Origin of the sequence: Kitasatospora griseola, from assembly GCF_014648555.1 — a bacterium.
In the GTDB taxonomy this organism is placed as follows: domain Bacteria; phylum Actinomycetota; class Actinomycetes; order Streptomycetales; family Streptomycetaceae; genus Kitasatospora; species Kitasatospora griseola.
This window is the reverse complement of the sequence record NZ_BMRI01000011.1, coordinates 131,647-145,669: the sequence shown is the minus strand read 5'-3', so window position 1 is coordinate 145,669 and position 14,023 is coordinate 131,647. Positions and strand designations below refer to the sequence as shown.

At 71.4% G+C, this 14,023-nt stretch carries 13 protein-coding genes, 1 tRNA gene and 1 pseudogene; 9 read left to right on the top strand and 6 right to left on the bottom strand.

Annotation, left to right across the window (positions count from 1 at the left end):
• On the top strand, nucleotides 1-770 hold a 770-nt coding region (locus IEZ12_RS16645), incomplete at its 5' end, for an ADP-ribosylglycohydrolase family protein (protein WP_229847598.1).
• 80 nt (nucleotides 771-850) lie between these two features.
• Here IEZ12_RS16645 and IEZ12_RS16640 read toward each other — a convergent pair.
• The 3 genes and pseudogenes from IEZ12_RS16640 to IEZ12_RS16630 form a co-directional block, all read right to left on the bottom strand.
• A complete protein-coding gene (locus tag IEZ12_RS16640) occupies nucleotides 851-1,057 on the bottom strand; it encodes a DUF397 domain-containing protein (protein ID WP_043915690.1) in 207 nt (68 codons plus the stop codon).
• Nucleotides 1,054-1,912: pseudogene (locus IEZ12_RS16635) on the bottom strand (helix-turn-helix domain-containing protein). Before IEZ12_RS16635 ends, IEZ12_RS16640 begins: the two are co-directional and overlap by 4 nt.
• A 321-nt stretch (nucleotides 1,913-2,233) precedes the next feature.
• Nucleotides 2,234-2,956, bottom strand: a complete 723-nt coding sequence (locus IEZ12_RS16630) for a GOLPH3/VPS74 family protein (RefSeq protein WP_043915692.1) — start codon at nucleotides 2,954-2,956, stop codon at nucleotides 2,234-2,236.
• A gap of 302 nt (nucleotides 2,957-3,258) precedes the next feature.
• On the opposite strand from IEZ12_RS16630, the gene IEZ12_RS16625 reads away from it, so the two are divergent.
• Nucleotides 3,259-5,514, top strand: coding sequence for a D-alanyl-D-alanine carboxypeptidase family protein (locus IEZ12_RS16625; RefSeq protein WP_189272726.1), 2,256 nt, complete (start codon nucleotides 3,259-3,261; stop codon nucleotides 5,512-5,514).
• Nucleotides 5,515-5,596: 82 nt separating this feature from the next.
• On the opposite strand, the gene IEZ12_RS16620 is transcribed toward IEZ12_RS16625, so the two are convergent.
• Nucleotides 5,597-6,358 (bottom strand): polyprenol monophosphomannose synthase, encoded by a 762-nt coding sequence (locus tag IEZ12_RS16620; protein ID WP_189272725.1) that lies wholly within the window; start codon nucleotides 6,356-6,358, stop codon nucleotides 5,597-5,599.
• Between the two features lie 156 nt (nucleotides 6,359-6,514).
• Here IEZ12_RS16620 and IEZ12_RS16615 point away from each other — a divergent pair.
• Nucleotides 6,515-6,587, top strand: a tRNA-Arg gene (locus tag IEZ12_RS16615).
• 76 nt (nucleotides 6,588-6,663) lie between these two features.
• Here IEZ12_RS16615 and IEZ12_RS16610 read toward each other — a convergent pair.
• Nucleotides 6,664-7,692 (bottom strand): leucine-rich repeat domain-containing protein, encoded by a 1,029-nt coding sequence (locus IEZ12_RS16610; RefSeq protein WP_229847597.1) that lies wholly within the window; start codon nucleotides 7,690-7,692, stop codon nucleotides 6,664-6,666.
• 162 nt (nucleotides 7,693-7,854) lie between these two features.
• Between IEZ12_RS16610 and IEZ12_RS16605 the strand changes: the two genes are divergently transcribed.
• Together IEZ12_RS16605 and IEZ12_RS16600 are read left to right on the top strand one after the other, a co-directional pair.
• Nucleotides 7,855-9,414: a GMC oxidoreductase gene (locus IEZ12_RS16605; RefSeq protein WP_189272723.1), complete on the top strand. Its 1,560-nt coding sequence runs from the start codon at nucleotides 7,855-7,857 to the stop codon at nucleotides 9,412-9,414.
• A gap of 35 nt (nucleotides 9,415-9,449) precedes the next feature.
• Nucleotides 9,450-10,196, top strand: a complete 747-nt coding sequence (locus tag IEZ12_RS16600) for an LLM class F420-dependent oxidoreductase (protein WP_189272722.1) — start codon at nucleotides 9,450-9,452, stop codon at nucleotides 10,194-10,196.
• Nucleotides 10,197-10,212: 16 nt separating this feature from the next.
• Here IEZ12_RS16600 and IEZ12_RS16595 read toward each other — a convergent pair whose 3' ends face one another.
• Nucleotides 10,213-10,770 carry an adenine phosphoribosyltransferase gene (locus tag IEZ12_RS16595; protein WP_189272721.1) on the bottom strand — a complete coding sequence of 186 codons (558 nt, stop codon included), beginning with the start codon at nucleotides 10,768-10,770 and terminating at the stop codon, nucleotides 10,213-10,215.
• Between the two features lie 412 nt (nucleotides 10,771-11,182).
• Here IEZ12_RS16595 and IEZ12_RS16590 point away from each other — a divergent pair, with 412 nt between their 5' ends.
• From IEZ12_RS16590 to IEZ12_RS16575, 4 genes are read left to right on the top strand one after another with little or no spacing between them, the layout of a single operon-like run.
• Nucleotides 11,183-11,899: a hypothetical protein gene (locus IEZ12_RS16590; RefSeq protein ID WP_189272720.1), complete on the top strand. Its 717-nt coding sequence runs from the start codon at nucleotides 11,183-11,185 to the stop codon at nucleotides 11,897-11,899.
• A 19-nt stretch (nucleotides 11,900-11,918) separates the two neighbouring features.
• Nucleotides 11,919-12,524 (top strand): NUDIX domain-containing protein, encoded by a 606-nt coding sequence (locus IEZ12_RS16585; RefSeq protein WP_229847596.1) that lies wholly within the window; start codon nucleotides 11,919-11,921, stop codon nucleotides 12,522-12,524.
• A gap of 51 nt (nucleotides 12,525-12,575) precedes the next feature.
• Complete coding sequence (locus tag IEZ12_RS16580) at nucleotides 12,576-13,307, top strand: phosphoribosylaminoimidazolesuccinocarboxamide synthase (protein WP_043915696.1); 732 nt, start codon at nucleotides 12,576-12,578, stop codon at nucleotides 13,305-13,307.
• Nucleotides 13,294-14,010: an SDR family oxidoreductase gene (locus IEZ12_RS16575; RefSeq protein ID WP_189272719.1), complete on the top strand. Its 717-nt coding sequence runs from the start codon at nucleotides 13,294-13,296 to the stop codon at nucleotides 14,008-14,010. The genes IEZ12_RS16580 and IEZ12_RS16575 overlap by 14 nt, the downstream gene beginning before the upstream one ends.
• The last annotated feature ends 13 nt before the right edge of the window (nucleotides 14,011-14,023 follow it).

The following is a 14,023-nucleotide window of genomic DNA, read 5'->3' as shown; positions in this document are numbered from 1 at the left end:
CTGACGAGCGCCGCAAGGACCTCGGCTGGCTCGGCCGCGAGGAGTGGCTGTACGAACGCCGCGCCCCCGGCAACGCCTGCCTGTCCGGCCTGGCCGGCACCGCGGACGGGCCGCTGCCCACCCTCGACGACCCGCGCAACCCGAACTCCAAGGGCTGCGGCACCGTGATGCGCGCCGCCCCGTTCGGACTGCTCACCGCCTGGGACCCCGCCCTGGTGTTCCAACTCGCCGTCGAATGCTCGGTGCTGACCCACGGCCACCCGACCGGATACCTGTCCGCCGGGGCCTTCGCGGTGATCGTCCACGCGGTGGCCCGCGGCGGCACCCTGGAGGAGGGCGTCCACCTCGCCCTGGCGCTGCTGTCCGAGCGCCCCGGCCACGAGGAGACCACCGCTGCGCTACGCGCCGCCCTGGACGCCGTCCGGGCCGGTGTGCCGTCCGCCGAACGCGTCGAGGGGCTGGGCGAGGGCTGGACCGCCGAGGAGTCGCTCGCCATCGGCCTGTACTGCGCGCTGGTCGCCGAGGACGTCCGCAGCGGCCTGCTGCTGGCCGTCAACCACTCCGGCGACAGCGACTCCACCGGATCCATCTGCGGCAACCTGCTGGGCGCCCTGCACGGCGAGACCGCGCTCCCGCCCGAGCTGCTCGCCGAACTCGAAGGCCGCGGCACGATCCTGGAGCTCGCCGACGACCTGGTGCTGGAACTGCTGCACGGCCCCGCCCTGCACGGCACCGACGGCTGGGACACCCGCTACCCCACCGGCGGCTGACGCCCCGTACGACGGTGCCCGCCGCGGGGGAGGCGACGGGCACCGGAGTGGTACGAGGGTGCCGTGGATCAGGTCTCGGGTCAGATCTCGCCGAAGACGCCCGCGCCGGCGGCCGCCGCGAAAGCCGCCCAGCTCGCGTTGGAGAAGCGCAGCTGCGGGCCCTGCGGGTCCTTGGAGTCCCGGACCGCGATCGAGGCAGAAGACGGGACGGCGATCTCGACGCACGCGCCGTTGCCGCCGCTGTAGCTGCTCTTGCGCCAGGTCAGGGTCTCGATGGCCTTGCTCATTTCATGAACTCCTCTGCCAATTGGGTGATCATCGACCGGCTCTCCGTGACACTCAGCGCCGCGGCTCGCAGATGGTCGTACAGATTGGTATAGCGGCGTACGTCGGCTTCCTTCTCCAGGTAGAGATCGCTCGTCACTCCTTCGAAGTAGACGACCGTGGAATCCGCTGACTCGGGGAACTCCATCAGGGAAAATGTCCCGGTCATGCCGGGATGGGCACCGTGGCTGAACGGTATGACCTGCAGATTGATGTTCGGCCGCTCACCGAGCTCGACCAACTGGTACAGCTGCGCCGCCATCACCTGCGGCCCGCCGACCTGCCGGCGCAGCACCGCCTCGTCGACCACCACCCACAGGCTGCCGATCTGGTCCTCGCCGTGTATCCGGTGCTGGCGCTTGAGCCGCACCTCCACCCGGCGGCGGATGGCCGCCGGATCGGTGTCCGGCTGGGTGCCGGTGACCACCGCCTCCGCGTACTCCGGGGTCTGCAGCAGCCCCGGCACGAACGAGGACTCGTAGGCCCGGATCGACGAGGCCTCCGCCTCCAGCCCGATGTACACGCTGTACGGGATGTCCCCGAACTCGTGCCACCAGCCGCGCTGGCGCGACTCCTTGGCCATCTCCATCAGCCCGTTGCGGACCCGCTCGTCCTCGACCTGGTAGACGTCGCACAGGTCGCGCACATCGCGCTGGCTGATCGAGCGGCGGCCGTTCTCCAGTCGGCTGATCTTCGACTGGGACACCATCAGACGGCCGGCCACCTCCTCCGCGGTCATGCCGCGGAGCTCGCGCAGCCGCCGCAGGCTCGGCGCCGAGCCTGCGGCGGCGGACCGTCGGATTCACGCTGGCGGACACATGGACCTCCGGCCCTACTTCTGGCAACAGTGCGGTAATTGGTACCAACCCCCTGACGCTGAGCAGCATGCCACCTCAACTGCCGTCCACGCCCGGGAATCGCGGCAGCGCGTGAGAACAGATCGTCGGAAAATCACCCAATGGGGACGGTGGTCCTTGCGGACCACCAGCCCCACACGCTAAAGGGCATCCCGTGCGTCCCACGGCAGCTGACGGATCGTCGGATCCGGGGCGCCAACGGTGAAGGGCGGCCGCCCGGTGCATCGCACCGGGCCGACCGCCCTCGAACCGCATCGCACACCAGCTAGCAGCGCAGGCCGCTCATCGCGCGCCCACCCGACTGGCCACACCCCGCCCCGCGGGCGCGGGCCGACCGGCCGGACCCCGCGAACCCGCGGGCGCCGACCTGCCCTGCTGGGCCGGCAGACCGTTCTGCACGTCCATCACCGCATGGGCCACCATCCCGCCCAGCGGGTCGTACCTGATCAGGTCCCGCAGCCGGGAACGTGAGGACCGTCCCTCGTTGCCCGGGTACAGGTGCTTTCCCAGACCGACCGCGTGCGCCAGCGCCGCCAGTGCCGCCGTCCGCGGGTCCGGCGGCACGCCGGTGCGGATCGCGGTGTCCAGCCGCTGCTTGATCGCCGCGTTGGTGCAGTCGTCCGACGCCTGGTAACGGGTCGTCGGCAGCACGCCGCAGACCTGACCCGGCACCGCCGTCACCATGCCGCACCGCTCCAGGTGCGCCAGGTACGTCTGCCTCAGGCCCAGGCGCGGCCCGCCGATCCAGTGCGCGGCGCGCACCGGACTGCCGCGCCTGCGCAACAGCTCCAACGCATGGTCCAACGTCGGATCACCGGTCGGCCGTGGCACCACCACGGCGATCCGGTCCCCGTCCGGGACTATCCTTCCGGCCAGGGACAGCTCGACGAGCTGCGCCCCGGCAAGTCCGAGGTCGAGGGTCTGCGGCTGCGCGGTGGTACCCGTGGCCGGGTCCAGTGCGAGCAGCAACAGCTCCTCGGGAATAGTTCTGCGGCTCCTGCCCATCCAAGCCTCCCCGCGTGGATGAATGACAGGGTGACGCCTCTCACACAGGCTTGTCGAGTACGCCTCCGAATCGTGACCTTGAGCAGGCAGGCTGGAACCGCCGTCCGACGCCCCCGCGTCTGACCCGGCAACGGCCCGCGCAGGCAGGAAAAGCCGCCGGTGGGGCGGGGTGCGGCGGGCCATCGCGGCCACGGTGCCGGAGACTGTACAGGTACCCGGGCGGGTCGAGAACCCGCCCGAAAAAAACCAGCTTGTGTGATCGGACCGGCAACCGCCGGGGCGGACGAGGAGGAGTGGGTTACGTGGGCGAGTCCCCGCAGAGCGAGCCGCGCGACGGCAGGACGCGGCCGGCCGAGGCCGAGGAGCGAGCTCCTCGCGAGGGCGGCTCCACCGTGCACCTCCGCGCCCGCGACACCGACGAACCCGCGACCTCGCCCGAATCCGACCTCGACCTCCCGGAGGCCGGCGCCGCGCTCACCGCCGCCAAGCCGAAGGAAGAAGAGAAGGGGAAGGAGAAGGAAGAGGAGGGGGCGGAGGCGGCCGAGGCCGAGGACGCGCCCGAGGGCGAGGCGGAGTCCGTTCCGGCCGCGCCGGAGCCGACAATGACGCTGCGCGTCGAGAAGTCGGCGAAGTCGGAGAAGCCGGAAGAGCCCGAGGCCGAGAAGGCCGAGAAGTCGGAGAAGGCGGAAGGGCCCGAGACCGAGAAGGCCGAGAAGGCGGAAGGGCCCGAGACCGAGAAGGCGGAAGAGCCCGAGGCCGAGGAGCCGGAGTCCGAGGAGCCCGAGGCCGAAGAGGCGGTTCCCGCCGCGTCCGAGCTCACGATGACCTTGCGCATCGAGAAGGTCGAGGAGGCGGAGGAGAAGTCGGTTCCGGCCGCGCCCGAGCCCACGATGACGCTGCGCATCGGGAAGGCGGAGAAGGCGGAGGAGCCGGAGGCCGAGGAGGCGTCCGCTCCGGCGGTGTCCGAGCCCACGATGACGCTGCGCATGGAGAAGGTCGAGGAGGCGGAGGAGAAGTCGGTTCCGGCCGCGCCCGAGCCGACCATGACGCTGCGCATCGGGAAGCCGGAGACGGCGGAGAAGTCCGACGAGGCCGACGAGGCGTCGGCCGGGCCCGAGCAGACCGTCATGCTGCGGCTGCCCAAGGACGAGTCCGCGCCCAAGCCCGCTCCGAAGCCCAAGCCCGCTTTGAAGCCCGCCCCCGCTCCGAAGGCTGCCCCCGCGGCGGCCGCCCCCGTCGCGGCTCCGGTGGTCACCGCGCCCGCACCCGCGCCGGTCGGGCCGGAGAGCACCGTCGAGGCGCTGGAGGTGCTGAAGGCGCTGAGCGCCCGGCCGATGACCCCGTTCCGGCGGGCGATGAAGCGGGTGGTGATCTGGGGCGTCTTCCTGGTCGTGGTGTTCGGCGTGCTGGCGGCGGTGCAGCTGCTGCGTCCGCTGCCCGCGCCGAAGGCGAAGCTCGGGCTGGCCGACTCGTTCACGTTCCAGGGCGAGCAGTTGAGCATTCCGTGGCCGGCCAAGGGGCAGGCCGCGGCCGAGGTGGTCGGGGTGGGTGATCTGGGCGCGTCCGGCGAGCAGACGCCGGTGCCGATCGCGTCCGTCACCAAGGTGATGAACGCGTACCTGATCCTGCAGGCGCACCCGCTGAAGAAGGGCCAGAGCGGCCCGATGCTCACGGTCGACAAGCAGGCCGCGCAGGAGTCGTCGAACGCCGACGAGTCGAAGGTCACCCTGACGGAGGGCCAGCAGATCAGCCAGTACGAGGCGCTGGAGATGCTGATGCTGCCGTCGGCGAACAACGTGGCCCGACTGCTGGCGCGTTGGGACTCCGGCAGCGAGGAGGCGTTCATCAAGAAGATGAACGACACCGCCAAGCAGTTCGGCATGACCAACACCACCTACGCCGACCCGGCCGGGTACAACAACGACACCAAGTCGACGGCCAAGGACCAGCTGAAGCTGGCCGAGCAGGTGATGAAGGACGAGATCTTCCGGCAGGTCATCGCCGAGCCCGACACCAAGTTCAACGGCCAGCGGGTCTACAACACCAACAAGGTGCTCGGGAAGAACGGCATGATCGGCGGCAAGACCGGGTCGTCCACTCCCGCGCAGTCCTGCTTCATGTGGGCGGCGGTCAAGGAGATCGGCGGCGTCAAGCGGACCCTGCTCGGCGTCACCCTGGGCCAGCCGGCCACCAAGGAGGAGCCGAGCCTGGTGAACGCGGCCCAGCCGGTCAGCCAGAAGATCAACGTGGCCGCGCAGTCCGCGCTGACCGGGCAGACCCTGGCCAAGCAGGGCGACGTGGTCGGCTTCGTCGACGACGGCGTGGGCGGCAAGGTCCCGGTGGTGGCCTCCAAGGACCTCACGGTGGCGGGCTGGTCCGGCATCACCGCACACCTGACCCTCACCCCGATCGGCAAGATCGCCCACACCCTGCCGGCCGGCACCCAGGTCGGCACGCTGTCGGCGGGCGACGGCGACGACCGGATCGAGGTCCCGGTGACCCTCCGGTCGGACCTCGCCCCGCCGTCCATCAGCTCCCGGCTGCTGCGCCTCGGCTGAGCCCGCCCGGACTGTTCGAAGGCCTCCGCGGGCCGGTCGCACCTGGTGCCGCCGGTCCGCGGAGGCTTTTCCGCGGCCGGGCTCAGCGCTTGCCGGTGAGTCGGGACACCCGGTCGGTGACGCCCCAGGCGGTGACCCGCCAGAGGGCCTCCGCGACGATGCTGCGGCTCATCTTGGACGCGCCGTGCTCGCGCTCGACGAAGGTGATCGGGACTTCGGCCACCTTGAAGCCGGCCTTGACGGCCCGCCAGGCCAGGTCGACCTGGAAGCAGTAGCCCTGCGAGGCGACCTGGTCCATGCCGAGGCCCAGCAGGGTCTCCTTCCGGAACGCCCGGTAGCCGCCGGTGACGTCGCGGATCGGCACGTTCAGCATCAGCCGGGAGTACGTCGAGCCGCCCTTGGAGAGCAGCAGCCGCGACTTCGGCCAGTTCACCACCGCGCCGCCCGGCACCCAGCGCGAGCCCAGCACCAGGTCCGCGCTGTGCAGCGCGGTGAGCAGCCGCGGCAGCTCCTCCGGCTGGTGCGAGCCGTCCGCGTCCATCTCCACCAGCACGTCGTACCCGTTCTCGATGCCCCACCGGAATCCGGCCAGGTAGGCCGCGCCGAGGCCCTCTTTGCCCTTCCGGTGCAGCACCTTCACCTGCTCGTCGTCCGCGGCCAGCCCGTCCGCCAACTTGCCCGTCCCGTCCGGGCTGTTGTCGTCGGCGACCAGCACGTGGGCCTCCGGGACGGCGGTCCGGACCCGGGAGACGATCCGTTCGACGTTCTCCGCCTCGTTGTAGGTCGGGATGATCACCAGGATCCTGCCGAGGCCGCCGAACGGAGTCTGGGGGGAGGAAGTCACGGGACCGGTGCCTTTCGGAGGGGTCGGATCTGCCACAAGAACGAACAAATCCACCGTAAGGCCACGCCCTGCCCCCGTGCCCCGTCCGCTGCGGCGGCCACCCGGTGGGCCCGATCCGCTAGGCTGTGAGCGGTCGTCGGGTGTCCCGGCGACCGGGCCTCAGTAGCTCAGGGGATAGAGCACGGCTCTCCTAAAGCCGGTGTCGCAGGTTCGATTCCTGTCTGGGGCACAGAGAAGTCGCAGGTCGCAGGCCCTTCGCCCATTCGGGCGGGGGCCTGCGCCGTTTCTCGGCCGGGTGCCGGCGGTCAGAGCAGGACGACGCACCCGCGCTGTTCGAGGTCGGCGATCCAGGCCGGCAGCGGGTCGATGAGGTTCCACCGCAGGTCGAGCTTCTCCAGGCGGGGGAGGCGGGCCAGCGAGTCCGGGAGCCGGGTCAGCGCGTTGTTGCGCAGGTCGAGATGGGTGAGGGCGGTCAGCTCCCCGACGGCGGCGGGCAGTTCCCGGACGCGGTTGTTGCGCAGGTCGAGGATCCGCAGCCGCTCCAGGCGGCCGATCTGCTCGGGGAGGCCCAGCAGGTGGTTGTCGGTCAGCCGCAGTTCGCGGAGCTCGGTCAGGCCGGCCAGGGTGCCGGGCAGGGCGGTCAGCCGGTTCCCCATCAGGTGGGCCTCGCGCAGGCGGGAGAGTCGGCCGATCGAGTCGGGCAGGGTGGCCAGCCGGTTGTTGTAGAGGCGCAGCTCCTGCAGGGCGGCCAGGTCCCCGAAGCGCTCCGGGAGGCTCTGGAGCAGGTTGTCGGTGAGGTTCAGGTAGCGCAGCCGGGTGAGGTCGCACAGGGCCGCCGGCACGTTGGTGAACCGGTTGTTGCTCGCGTAGAGGTAGCGGTCGAGGCCGGCCAGCCGACCGATCGACCCGGGCAGTTCGGTGAGCGCGTTGTGCCCCAGGTCGAGGGTGTGCAGGCGGCTCAGCGCGCCGATGCCCTCGGGTACGCGGGTGAGGCGGTTGTCGCCGAGGTTCAGGTGGCGCAGGCCGCGGAGGTTCTCGATCCAGTCGGGCAGGATGGTCAGTTCGTTCTTGTACAGCGTCAGCAGTTCGAGGCCGGCGAGCTCGCCGACGGGCCGCGGCAGGTGGCGGAAGGCGTTCCGGTCGAGCCGGAGTTCGGTCAGCCGGCGGAGGGCCGACAGGCTCTGCGGCAGGTCGCTCAGCCGGTTGCCGGTCAGGTCGAGCCGGCGCAGGCCGGGGAGGTCGGCGAGCTCCGCGGGCGCCTGCTCCAGTTCGGCGTCGTGGGCCGAGAAGTCGGCGACGTCCTCGGACAGTTGACGATCCGTCAAGTCGGCCACGTGGCTCCTTCGGTGCGGCTTTCGGTCCAACGTAGCGGAGAACGGCGCGGGAGCGGTGCTCGATCGGCGGCCTCGTCGGACCGGTCGGAAGTTCATCTGGTTCGTGACCATCGGCTGCCTTAGGTTCCTGATCACGATTCGGGGGTCACGAGAGGAGTCGCGATGGTAGCGCCCGACAGTCAGGCGGATCCGGCCGGAGGGTTGGAGGAGATCCTCCTCGCCACCTTCGAGGAGGCCGCCGCGGGCGACTTCGACGTCATCATCGTCGGTGGCGGCGCCACTGCGGCGGTGACGCTGAAGAAGTTGCTCCAGCTCGCCCCCGACACCCGGGTGCTGCTCCTGGAGCAGGGCCCGTACCTGCTGCCCGACCACGTGCAGAACCTCGGTGCGGTGCTCCAGCCGCTGATGGACCGTGCGGTCGCCAACCCCTGGCGCTCCGAGGGGGATCTCGAACTCGTCTCGCAGGTCCCGTACCTCGGCGGGCGGACGCTGTTCTGGAGCGGGGCCAGCCCGCAGCCGACGGCGCAGCAGCTGGCCGGGTGGCCGAAGGCCGTGGTCGACGAGTTGGACGAGGAGTGGGCCGAGGCGAAGCGGATCGTCGGGGTCCGCCGGGCCTCCGAACTGGGCCCGGAGTTCGGGAACCTGAACTCCCGGCTCCGGCAGCGGATCCACGAGGGGACCGGGCCGGACTCGCAGCTCGTCCTCCCCGCGGACCCGAGCCTGCTGGACGCGCCGCTCGGCATGGCGGCCACCGCCGAACCCGGGGCGACCAGGAAGTTCAGCGCCGTCCCGCTGCTGTTCGAGGCGCTGGCCGGGCACCGCAGCTCGGTCGCCATCCTGCCGCGGTGCAAGGTCGTCGGGCTCGCCTGCGAGGACGGTCGGGTGACCGCCGTCCGCACGACGCGGGGCGAGCTCGCGGTCGGCGGCGCCCGGATCGTGCTGGCGACGGGCACCGTCGAGAACACCGAGCTGGTGCTGCGTTCGCTGCCTTCCTCGGCCACCCGGCTGGCGGGCTCGAACCTGGCCGGGAACGCCGCCAGCTTCTTCAACTGCCGGGTGCCGCGGGCGGCGTTCGAGGAGCTCGCCACGGACCGGCCCGAACTCGCCGCGCTCTACCTGGACGGCGCCACCGAGGACCGCGAGTTCGTGCTCCACCTGAGCGCGAGCGCGACCGTCGACCCGGGCCGGGACGTGGAGACCGTCTACCGCCTGCTCCCCGACGTCTTCGGCGAGGGCACCCCGGAGCGGCTGACCGACCCCGACCACGTGGTCTTCCTCGTCAACGGCGTGACCGAGCTGGCCGGGGTGCGCGCGGCCGACTCCCCGAGCCGGGTCTACCTCGACGCGGACGGCGCCACGGTGGGGGCGTTCCACCTGGACGAGTCGGACCGCCGGGCCTGGGACGCCCTGGACCGGACGACCGACGAGGTGCTGAGGCTCGTCGCGGGGGACTCGGCGCTGGAGTACTGGTCGCCCGAGCGCCGCCGGTGGGAGTCCGAACCGGTCGCCGCCCGACGCATGCCGTTCGCCTTCCTGGAGGCCGGGACGCTCTGGATGGGGGAGTCGCCGGAGGAGTCGGTCACCGACCTGCACGGCCGGCTGCACGGCCTCGACAACCTCTACGTCACCGGCGGAGCGCTGTTCCCGACCCGCGGATCCTGGAATCCGCTGCTCACCATGGCCGCCCTCGCGCTGCGACTGGCCCGTCACCTGGCCCGGTGACCGACCGGGTCCACCACTCTCAAGGAGCTTTCCCGATGCGGGACTTCAAGCTGGGTGTGCAACTTCAGCCCGAACGGACCGAACTCGACCCGCTGCGCGACGCCTGGCGGGAGCTCGACCGCGCCGGAGTCGACTCGATCTGGGTGCCCGACCACTTCTTCCCGGTGTCCCCGGGCGACCCGAACGGCCCGAACTTCGAGTGCTGGTCGCTGCTCGCCGCGATGGCCGTCGACACCTCGCGGGCCGCGTTCGGCGCGCTGGTCAGCTGCGTCTCCTACCGGAACCCGGACCTGCTCGCCGACATGGCGCGGACGGTCGACCTGCTGAGCGGCGGCCGGCTGGTCCTCGGCCTCGGCGCGGGCTGGTGCGAGCGCGAGTACGTCGAGTACGGCTACTCCTTCGAGAGCCCCGCCGTCCGGCTGCGCGAGTTCGAGGACGCGCTGGTCCGGATCCGGGCGCGGCTGCCCCGGCTCAACCCGGCCGCGCCGGGCCTGCGCACGCTGATCGGCGGCGGCGGCGAGAAGGTGACCCTCCGGCTGGTCGCCGAGCACGCGGACCTGTGGAACGCGTTCGGCCCCGCGGACGACTACCGCCGGAAGAACAAGCTGCTGGACGAGTGGTGCGAGCGGGTCGGCCGGGACCCGTCCGCGATCGAGCGCTCGGTGTTCGTGGACGCCTCCGAGGTCGACCGGATCGAGGAGTTCCTGGCGGCCGGGGCCGAGCACGTGATCGTCGGGCTCGCGGCGCCCTACGACCTGTCGTTCCTCGACCGCCTCGGCTAGCCCCGCTCCAGCCCCCTCAGATCGTCAGCACCGCCCCGAGCGGCGCCCCGCCGAGCGCGGTCGCCAGGCGGGAGCGGCCCGCCAGGAAGCCGAGTTCGAGGAGGACGGCGACGCCGGCCACGTCCGCGCCGGCCCGCCGGAGCAGGCCGAGGGCGGCGTCGACGGTGCCCCCGGTGGCGAGCACGTCGTCGACCACGACGACGCGCTCGCCCGGGGCGAACGCGGAGCGCTGGATCTCCATCTCGGCGGATCCGTACTCCAGGTCGTACCGCTGGGTCAGGGTGGGGCCGGGGAGCTTGCCCGCCTTGCGGATCGGGACGAAGCCGAGGCCCGCACGCAGTGCCACCGGGGCGGCCAGGATGAACCCGCGGGCCTCCAGGCCGGCCACCTTGTCGGCGCCCACGGCGGTGCAGAACCGGGCGAGGACGTCGACGAGCGGGCCGAACGCGTCGGGGTCCGCGAGGAGCGGCGCGATGTCCTTGAACACCACACCCGGGTTCGGATGGTCGAAGACGTCCGTGATCCGTTCCAGCAGAAGTGCGCGGAGTTTGTCGTCGATTTCCTCGATGGCCATGGCGGCGTAATTTCCCTCGGTCGGTGGTCGGTCGCGGCGGAATTCGGTGAAGCCGCCCGAATGCGGCTCCGCCAATCATGGGGCATGGCCGCGCACGTCCGTAGGTGCACCATCGACCTGCCCGATCGACAGGCTCCGGCGGGCGCACCGCCGACCCGCCCGAGCGTCCGCCCCGACCGACCGCCCGGGCGGCCATCACCTTCGAATACTTGTCGCGCGTCTGGCGTGGCTGGCTAGATAGGACGGTGATCCAAGTCGGCACGAGGCCGACTTTCTGTGCGCCGGACGAATCCGTTTCCGGAACCACCGGATTCGTCCGGCCGATTTGTGCAAAGGGGGTTCGGACTTGACCAGAGAAATACCGCTCGACGTTGATCTCGGGGAAATTCGCCCGGCGGATCTCGATGCCCTCGTGAGCGGTCTCCACCCGGCCGACGACGACAGTCGGCTCACCTACAACCTGGCCCTGATCCGGGAGCTCGGCCGACCGGAGCGGATCACCGCTCTGCTCAAGGACTACCTGAGCGACCCGGCCGCGCTGGCCGTGATCGCGGACCGCTCCTACCGCCACGTCAACCACTTCGACAAGATCGTCCTGGTGGACACCGACAACGGCGGCTACCGGCTGACCCTGCACCTGTGGAGCCCGCCGTACAGCGAGAAGGAGCTCCACGACGAGCTGATCCACGACCACCGGTTCAGCTTCTGGTCGACCATCCTGACCGGTCGGCTGGTCTCGCAGAACTTCAGCAAGCAGGAGTCGCCGGGCGCGGTGAACTTCCGCCAGTACCGGTACAGCCCGGAGAAGCTGGGCACCGCGTCCGTCGGCAACTTCTACGAGTTCGTCGGCGACACCCGGCTGACCATGACCGACCAGGCGGTGGAGTCCCAGGGCAACGCGTACCACCTGCAGTACCACCGCATCCACCGGGTGGCCCTGCCGCTGGAGGCGATGGTCTGCACCCTGGTGCTGCGCGGCCCCCGGGAGCGGACCTTCTCCAACGTCTACAACACCGCTTACCCGTCCACGAACACCCAGAACGGCAACGTCATGTTCTCGGTGCCGGAGCTCACCGAGAAGCTGGAACGGCTGAAGGCCACGATCGAGCGCACCCGTGCCGATGCCTGATCCGGACGGTCGCGCGAGCGTGACCGGGTCGTCGGGCACCGCCTCCGTCCGCGAGGTGGAGACGGTGCTCGACGACTGGCTGGCCGTGCGCCGGTACACGCTGGACGTGCCCGGAGCCGACGGGGAGACCCGTCGGCTCCACCGGCTGAGCGTGGGCCGCGGCGACCGGGCCGCGGTGCTGCTCAGCGACCCGGACCGCGGGACGGTCCTGCTCACCCGGCAGCTCCGCCTGCCGGTGCTGGTCCACGGCGGAGCGGCGACGCCGGGCGACGGACGGCTGATCGAGCTGCCCGGCGGGCTCACCGACGGCGCCGACCCCGCCGAGGCGGCCCGCCGGGAGGCGGAGGAGGAGACCGGCTACCGGGCCGGCGTTCTCACCCGCCTGGCCACCGTGTACCCGGCCCCCCAACTGAGCACCGAACGGCTGCACCTGTTCACCGGCGAGTACCGCGCCGACGACCGGACCGGCCCGGGAGGCGGCGTCGCCGCCGAGGACGAGGACATCGAGGTCCTCGAACTCCCCCTGGCCGAGGCGGTCGACCGGCTGCTCCGGGAGCCGGCCGCCGACGCCAAGACACTGCTGCTCGTCCTTCTCGCGCACCACCGGCACACCCGTCCGGCCTGACCGGACGCCCGCCGCGCGCACCCACACCCACGACCGAGGACAAGGGGTCCGATGCAACCCTCCGCCCTTCCGAGCGACCAGGAACTGCAGGCGATTCGCGAACAGCGCGAGCCCGACATCCAGGGGCGCAGCAAGCGGCTCTGGCTGCTCCCCGACGGCCTGTGCATGGTGGAGATGATCCCCAGCCTGCGGAGCTTCACCTACAGCCGCGACGAACTGGTCGAGGAGACCGGCCCGTTGCGCCTGGACTTCTACGAGCGGGCGGCCGCCCGGCTGGAGAAGGCCGGCATCCGCACCGCCTTCGTGCGGCGGCTGGGCCCGGTCAGCTACCTGGCCGAGTACCACCCGGCCCCGCCGTTCGAGGTGATCGTCAAGAACCGCGCGGTCGGTTCCACCCTGGTGAAGTACCCCGGACTGTTCGAGGAGTACGAGCCGCTGCCGCGCCCGGTGGTGAAGTTCGACTACCGGGTCGACCCGGAGGACCAGCCCATCGGCGAGGACTACCTGCGGGCGCTGGACCTGCCGGTCGACGAGTTCCGCCGGCTGGCGCTCGGGGTGAACGCCTCGCTGGTCGAGTGGCTCGACTCGGTGCAGGTGTGGGACTTCTGCGTGATCTTCGGCCTGGACGGCGGACAGCCCGTCCTCATCTCGGAGATCTCGCCGGACTGCATGCGGCTGCGGCACGCCGACGGCTCCTCCCTCGACAAGGACCTCTTCCGCCGCGGCGCGTCCGCCGAGGAGATCACCACCGCGTGGCGGAGGCTGCTGGATGAGCTCGCCTGAGCAGCCGGCCGGTGACGGGGTCGCCCTGGTCACCGGCGCCAACCGGGGCACCGGGCTGGCGATCGCCGCGGAACTGCACCGGCGCGGGTACCGGGTGGCGGCCCTCAACCGCACCCCGGCGGGGCAGGACTGGCTGTCCGAGGTGATCTGCGACCTCGCCGACCCGGCCGCGCTGGAGCGGGCGGTGGCCGAGGTGCTCGAACGCCACGGACGGCTGGACGTCTGCGTCGCGAACGCCGTGGTCCGCCGGATCGCCACCGTGGGCGAGCTCTCCGCCGAGGACTGGGACGAGTCCGTCGCAGTGAACCTCACCTCGGTGTTCCGGCTGGTGCAGGCCACCCTCCCGGCGCTGCGCGCCAGTTCGGGCAGCTACGTGGTGATGGGCAGTCACGCCGGCACCCGCTGGTTCGAGGGCGGGTTCGCCTACGCCGCGACCAAGGGCGCGCTCAAGGCGCTGGTGGAGACCCTGCTGCTGGAGGAGCGGCCGAACGGGGTGCGGGCCACCCTGCTCAGCCCCGGCGCGATCGCCAACCGGGCGGCCGACGACACGCCGCTCAAGATGACCACCGAGTCGGTGGCCCGCTGCGTCGGCTACCTGGTGCAGGATCAGCCGGTCGACCTGGTCTACGGCGAGGCCGAGATCCGCCCCGCCCGGCTGGGCGAGCCGCAGGTCGCCGGCCTGGACCGACTGCAGTACGTGTGATCACGCCTGACGA